The organism is Flavobacterium aurantiibacter, assembly GCF_002251775.1.
GTDB lineage: Bacteria > Bacteroidota > Bacteroidia > Flavobacteriales > Flavobacteriaceae > Flavobacterium > Flavobacterium aurantiibacter.
Genome location: NZ_NOXX01000059.1, coordinates 1 through 6,230, shown reverse-complemented (window position 1 = coordinate 6,230; position 6,230 = coordinate 1). Strand labels below are relative to the sequence as shown.

General features: G+C 44.7%; 5 protein-coding genes. 4 read left to right on the top strand and 1 reads right to left on the bottom strand.

Going from position 1 to position 6,230, the window contains the following annotated elements; all coding sequences use genetic code 11:
* Window positions 1-216, top strand: a 216-nt coding sequence (locus tag CHX27_RS15645) for a hypothetical protein (protein WP_207758908.1), incomplete at its 5' end; no start/stop codon positions are given.
* A 463-nt stretch (window positions 217-679) separates the two neighbouring features.
* The gene (locus CHX27_RS00695; RefSeq protein WP_094484865.1) at window positions 680-1,270 is read left to right on the top strand and encodes a Uma2 family endonuclease; all 591 of its coding nucleotides are present in this window, start codon (window positions 680-682) and stop codon (window positions 1,268-1,270) included.
* Window positions 1,271-1,376: 106 nt separating this feature from the next.
* Here CHX27_RS00695 and CHX27_RS00690 read toward each other — a convergent pair whose 3' ends face one another.
* Complete coding sequence (locus CHX27_RS00690; protein WP_243388926.1) at window positions 1,377-1,910, bottom strand: hypothetical protein; 534 nt, start codon at window positions 1,908-1,910, stop codon at window positions 1,377-1,379.
* Window positions 1,911-2,015: 105 nt separating this feature from the next.
* On the opposite strand from CHX27_RS00690, the gene CHX27_RS00685 reads away from it, so the two are divergent.
* Window positions 2,016-4,790: a 2-oxoglutarate dehydrogenase E1 component gene (locus tag CHX27_RS00685; protein WP_094484864.1), complete on the top strand. Its 2,775-nt coding sequence runs from the start codon at window positions 2,016-2,018 to the stop codon at window positions 4,788-4,790.
* Between the two features lie 42 nt (window positions 4,791-4,832).
* Complete coding sequence (gene odhB / locus CHX27_RS00680) at window positions 4,833-6,080, top strand: 2-oxoglutarate dehydrogenase complex dihydrolipoyllysine-residue succinyltransferase (RefSeq protein WP_094484863.1); 1,248 nt, start codon at window positions 4,833-4,835, stop codon at window positions 6,078-6,080.
* Window positions 6,081-6,230 lie beyond the last annotated feature (150 nt).

Here is a 6,230-nt window from a genome sequence, read left to right as displayed (position 1 = left end):
GCGATTCCCACGTACAAAATTCCCAGAAATAAATTTTACGGAAAAACCGTAATTTTCAGAGATTTCGAGATTGAAAGATTGAAAGATTTAGGGAGCACCAAGTTTCATAAAGTTCTTCACGATGTCCGCAACGCTGCCTTCGATAAGCTGCCTTCGACAGGCCCAGGCACCGACGTTATGTGGTTTAGTTGGTTACAACGACACGTTAAGTGGTGAACGCATCAAAGTCTTAATACTTAATACTCCCATCTTAATACTATAAAATGTCTTTCCAATCAGCCTTCGGCAGCGATGATACCCCCGCAGCAGGGAATGACGCGGAAATGCCGTGCCGGTGCCGCCTATTTTTGGTGTGGTTTGGCGTGCGACTAACAGAAGCGCCGACAAGCCGCTACCAAAAACGGCGGAAGCAAGCGCCATTGCAGCAGAATGCCCGACCCGCCGCAACCCCATTCCACTAAACGTGCGGCGGGTGCTGCCCAAATAAAAATTATCGTGCGGGCGTTTAATTTTTGATTTAACTAGATAGCAAAAAAACAACCATTAATTGGGCGTTGGAATCTTTAAAATTACGCCGATTTTTAACTTTTTAGAATCGGTGATTTGATGATAATTTTTCATCGCTCTCGAGATTTTTTCTTGTTTATTCTTAACTTTAGCACACTAAATTGTTATTGGTATGCCAAGTGTTGTAAACCATTTTAACGAGCTTGACTTAACGAAAAAATATACCTATTCCGACTATTTGCTTTGGCAATTCTCTGAACGCGTCGAGTTAATTAAAGGATACATCCGCCAAATGAGTCCGGCGCCTAGCATGGTGCATCAAACTATTTCGATGAACTTGTCGGTGGCCTTGGCTCGAAACTTCAAAAAAAAACCGTGCCGATTCTTTGCAGCTCCGTTCGATGTGCGGTTGCCTTTAAAATCGGAAAGCAAGGAAACCACGGTAGTGCAACCCGATTTGTGTGTGGTTTGCGATGCATCGAAACTAGATGCCAGAGGTTGTAAAGGTGCGCCAGACCTGATTATTGAGATTATTTCACCAAACAACAGCAAGCACGATATTGATACCAAATTTAAGCTTTACCAAGAGGCCGAAGTCTTGGAATATTGGATTGTTGAACCAACCGAAAAAATAGTTCTGGTGTATAGCTTGGTTAACGGAACTTACATTGGTTTACAACCTTTTGGTATCAATCAACAAATTGAAAGCCGCTTATTTCCCGACTTGCAGATGAGCGTGATTGATGTGTTTGAAAATGTATAAACCGCTCTAAACGAATATTTTACATTAAACCTTAACCAAAAGAATTGGTTCCTGCTAACTAATTTGGTTACCATTCGTGCAGCCAAAACTAAATTTAAAACGTGCTTTAAAAAAATACGCGAATAAATGGCATAAGCGGACTTCCGTTTATTGACCGATCGTAATCGTAAAGTACGTCGTATTGCAAACCAATGGTCATACTTCCGTTACTGTAACCCGCACCAAGCAATAAGGCAGTGTCCCAAAATTGTTCGCGAAAACGCATACGATCTTCGTACTTGAAAGTATAATTCGTTTGATTTAGCTCGGCAGAAAGTTGCACTGCCGGAAAAGGGCTAACCAAACCAATAATGGACACACCGTAATTTTGCGCCTCGTAAAAATTTCGCTCTCGTATGTAGCCCGCGTTTAAACCAAGCCCTCCGGCAACATATTTGTTGAACGTATAAATCGCCTGTGGAGAAAGGGAAACCGACGTAAACTCGGAACCAATCGCCAAACCGGCGCCACCACCAAATTGTACGCGATCCCAAAATTCAACCTCAGATTCAGGCAAATCTTGCTTCTGACCAAAGCTCGATACGACGAAAAAGAACGCAAATAGAAGTGTACTCCACTGAAGCAATTTCGAATTCTTCACTTTTAAGATAATTTTATGCCATAAAAGTAAAGTATCGCAGTCAATTACCGCATAAAGACGTACTTTTGCACAACATTTTTTAACAATAGTGATTGTTCCCAAATTATGGATAGGTTTTCATTCTTAAATGCTGCACACACCGCTTTCTTTGGCGATTTATACGAACAATATCTACAAAACCCCGATAGCGTTGAGCCTAGTTGGAGAAGTTTCCTTCAAGGTTTCGACTTCGGATTAAGCTCCGCCGGCAACGAGCAAACTGTTGAAAAAATAGTTTACGCCGCGGCAAACGAAGATGTTTCGGCCATTTCAGATAAGCTTCAAAAAGAATTCAACGTTCTGAAACTCATCGATGCGTATCGCACACGCGGACACTTATTCACACGAACCAATCCCGTTCGCGAACGCAGAACCTATTCGCCAACACTCGCACTTGAAAATTACGGCCTTTCAAACGCCGACTTAGACACTGTTTTCGATGCGGCAAAAGCCATAAAAATTGCGCCTTGCCCCTTGCGTGAAATCATCGGACACCTCGACAACATCTATTGTAAATCGATTGGTGTTGAATACATGTATATCCGAAATCCCGAAGTAATCCAGTGGATTCAAGATAAAATTGGTTACAACGACAACCAGCCTAAATTCGATACCGATCAGAAAAAACACATACTTACCAAACTAAACGAAGCCGTTTCTTTTGAGAACTTTTTGCATACCAAATATGTGGGTCAGAAACGCTTCTCACTCGAAGGCTGCGAGTCGGTAATTCCTGGCTTAGACGCACTTATCGAAGCTGCCGCAGAAAAAGGTGTGGAACAATTCGTTATGGGAATGGCACACCGCGGCCGACTAAACGTATTGGCGAACATCTTCGGCAAACCAACCCAAGATATTTTCTCGGAATTTGACGGAAAAGACTACGACGACGATGCGCTTTTTGACGGCGATGTGAAGTACCACCTCGGCCTTACCTCCGACCGCCAAACCAAATCCGGAAAAAGCATTAACATCAACCTAGCACCAAACCCTTCGCACCTTGAAACTGTTGGTGCCGTAATTGAAGGTATTGCACGTGCAAAACAAGATCTATACTATCCAAACGACAACAAAAAAGTATTGCCAATTGCCCTACACGGAGATGCGGCCGTTGCCGGACAAGGTATTGTTTACGAAATCGTACAAATGGCACAACTCGACGGCTATAAAACCGGCGGAACCATTCACGTAGTAATTAACAACCAAGTTGGTTTTACCACCAATTATTTGGATGCACGAAGCTCGACCTACTGTACCGATGTGGCCAAAGTAACACTCTCGCCCGTTCTTCACGTGAATGCCGACGATACCGAAGCTGTAGTGCACGCCATGTTATTTGCGCTTGATTACCGAATGACCTTTGGAAGCGACGTTTTTATCGACGTTCTTGGATACCGTAAATACGGACACAACGAAGGCGACGAACCGCGATTCACACAACCAAAGTTGTATAAAATTATCGCAAAACATAAAAATCCGCGCGACATCTACGCCGAACAGCTAATTGCCGCCGGACTTATCGACAGCAGTTTTGTAAAAGGCTTAGAAGAGCAATACAAAGCCGTTTTAGAAGAAAATCTGGAAGCTTCACGCAAGAAAGATCTGACCATCATTACGCCTTTCATGCAAAACGAATGGGAAGGCTTTAAGCAAGCGAATCAGAAGGAAATGCTCGAAGTTGTAGATACCACGTACAACCGAGAATCGCTCCGACAAGTTGCCGAAGTAATTACAGACCTTCCTGCAGATAAAAAATTCATTAGCAAGATTTCAAAACTGTTCAGCGATCGAAAAAACATGATTGCCAACGACAAGCTCGATTGGGCTATGGGCGAACTACTTGCTTACGCTACCTTAAATACCGAAGGTTTCGACGTACGCATCTCCGGACAAGACGTTGAACGCGGAACATTCTCGCACCGCCACGCCGTGGTAAAAGTGGAAGACTCTGAGGAAGAAGTAATGCCGTTACACCAATTAGGCGATGCGGCAAAAGGTAAATTCAGAATTTACAACTCACTTTTGTCTGAATACGGAGTTGTTGGTTTCGATTATGGTTACGCACTTGCAAGTCCGAAAACACTGACCATTTGGGAAGCACAATTCGGCGATTTCAGCAACGGTGCGCAAATTATGATCGACCAGTACATTTCGGCTGCCGAAGACAAGTGGAACAACCAAAACGGTTTGGTCATGCTCCTGCCTCACGGCTACGAAGGACAAGGCGCCGAACACTCCTCGGCACGTATGGAGCGCTACCTACAAATGTGCGCCAACGAAAACATGTATGTAGCCGATTGTACCACGCCGGCAAACTTTTATCACTTGTTACGCCGACAAATGAAAACGTCGTTCCGCAAGCCATTAATCGTGTTTACACCTAAGAGTTTACTCAGACATCCTGCTGTAGTTTCTTCGTTAGATGAATTGGCAAACGGTCGTTTTCAAGAAGTAATCGACGATCCAAATGCAGATAAATCAAAGGTAAAATCCTTGGTGTTCTGTACCGGAAAATTCTATTACGATTTAGTTGCCGAGCGCGAAGCCTTAGGCAGAGACGACGTAGCGCTGGTACGTATCGAACAATTATTCCCGCTTGCCACCGAGCAATTAAAGGAAATTATTGCTTCGTATCCGAATGCCGACGATTACGTTTGGGCACAAGAAGAACCGAAAAACATGGGTGCTTACAGCTTTATGCTCATGCATTTCAATTGGATTAAACTCCGATTGGCTTCGCTAAAAGCATACAGCGCACCAGCGGCAGGAAGCTACGCGCGTTCTAAAAAACGTCATGCTGCGGCTATTGCTATGGTTTTCGACAAGAATTTATTTAGTTAAATTTATCCCAGATATCAATATTAAAATTTGAAGAGTAACGCAATGAGCAATATCCTAGAAATGAAAGTGCCCTCTCCGGGCGAATCAATCACCGAAGTTGAAATTGCAACTTGGTTGGTAAAAGACGGCGACTACGTCGAGAAAGATCAAGCAATTGCCGAAGTGGATTCCGATAAGGCAACACTCGAGCTTCCGGCAGAAGCCAGCGGTATCATTACCCTAAAAGCAGCCGAAGGCGACGCTGTAGCCGTGGGTGCCGTAGTTTGTCTGATCGACACCTCAGCAGCAAAACCAGCAGCCGGAGCAGCAGCTGAAGCTCCGAAAGCCGAGGCACCAAAGGCCGAAGCTCCAAAAGCAGAGGCACCTAAAGTGGAAACGCCCGCCGCACCAGCCGCAGCTGCACCAACTTACGCCTCAGGAACGCCATCGCCAGCAGCTCGTAAAATTATTGAAGAGCGTCAGCTCGACCCAACTGCCATTAAAGGCACCGGAAAAGACGGCCGTATAACCAAAGACGACGCCGTAAACGCGCCTGCAAGCATGGGAACGCCAACCGGTGGAAACCGCAGCTCATCACGAACCAAATTATCTATGTTGCGCCGCAAGGTGGCCGAGCGTTTGGTGGCCGCTAAAAACGAAACCGCCATGCTTACCACCTTTAACGAGGTAAACATGACGCCAATAAACATCATTCGCAACCAATACAAAGACGCATTTAAGGCTAAACACGGCGGATTAAGCCTCGGTTATATGTCGTTTTTTACAAAAGCGGTTGTGCGCGCCTTACAACTCTATCCGGATGTAAATTCGATGATCGACGGAAACGATAAAATTTCGTACGATTTCTGCGATATTTCAGTTGCAGTAAGCGGACCCAAAGGTTTGATGGTTCCGGTAGTTCGCAACGCCGAAAACTTAACATTTAGAGGTGTCGAAGCCGAAATTAAACGTTTGGCGCTACGTGCTCGCGACGGGCAAATTACCGTAGACGACATGACCGGCGGAACGTTTACCATTTCTAACGGCGGCGTTTTCGGAAGCATGCTCAGCACACCCATCATCAACCCACCGCAATCGGGTATTTTAGGTATGCACAACATCATTGAGCGCCCAATTGCTGTAAACGGCAAGGTCGAAATTCACCCAATGATGTACGTGGCACTTTCGTACGATCACCGCATTATCGACGGCCGCGAGTCGGTTGGTTTCTTGGTAGCTGTTAAAGAAGCGCTCGAAAATCCGCTCGAATTATTAATGAACGGCGACGCTCAGAAAGCCCTCGAATTATAAAAAGAAACTCGTTTTTATACAGAAACCGATACTGAAAAGTGTCGGTTTTTTTATTAACCTGAGTGCGATTTAAAATTGCAGTCAGAAAACAGCTAAATGGTTGAATAATACCAATTGGGACTGTAAAAAAGGCTAAAGAAAAAAGGTTGT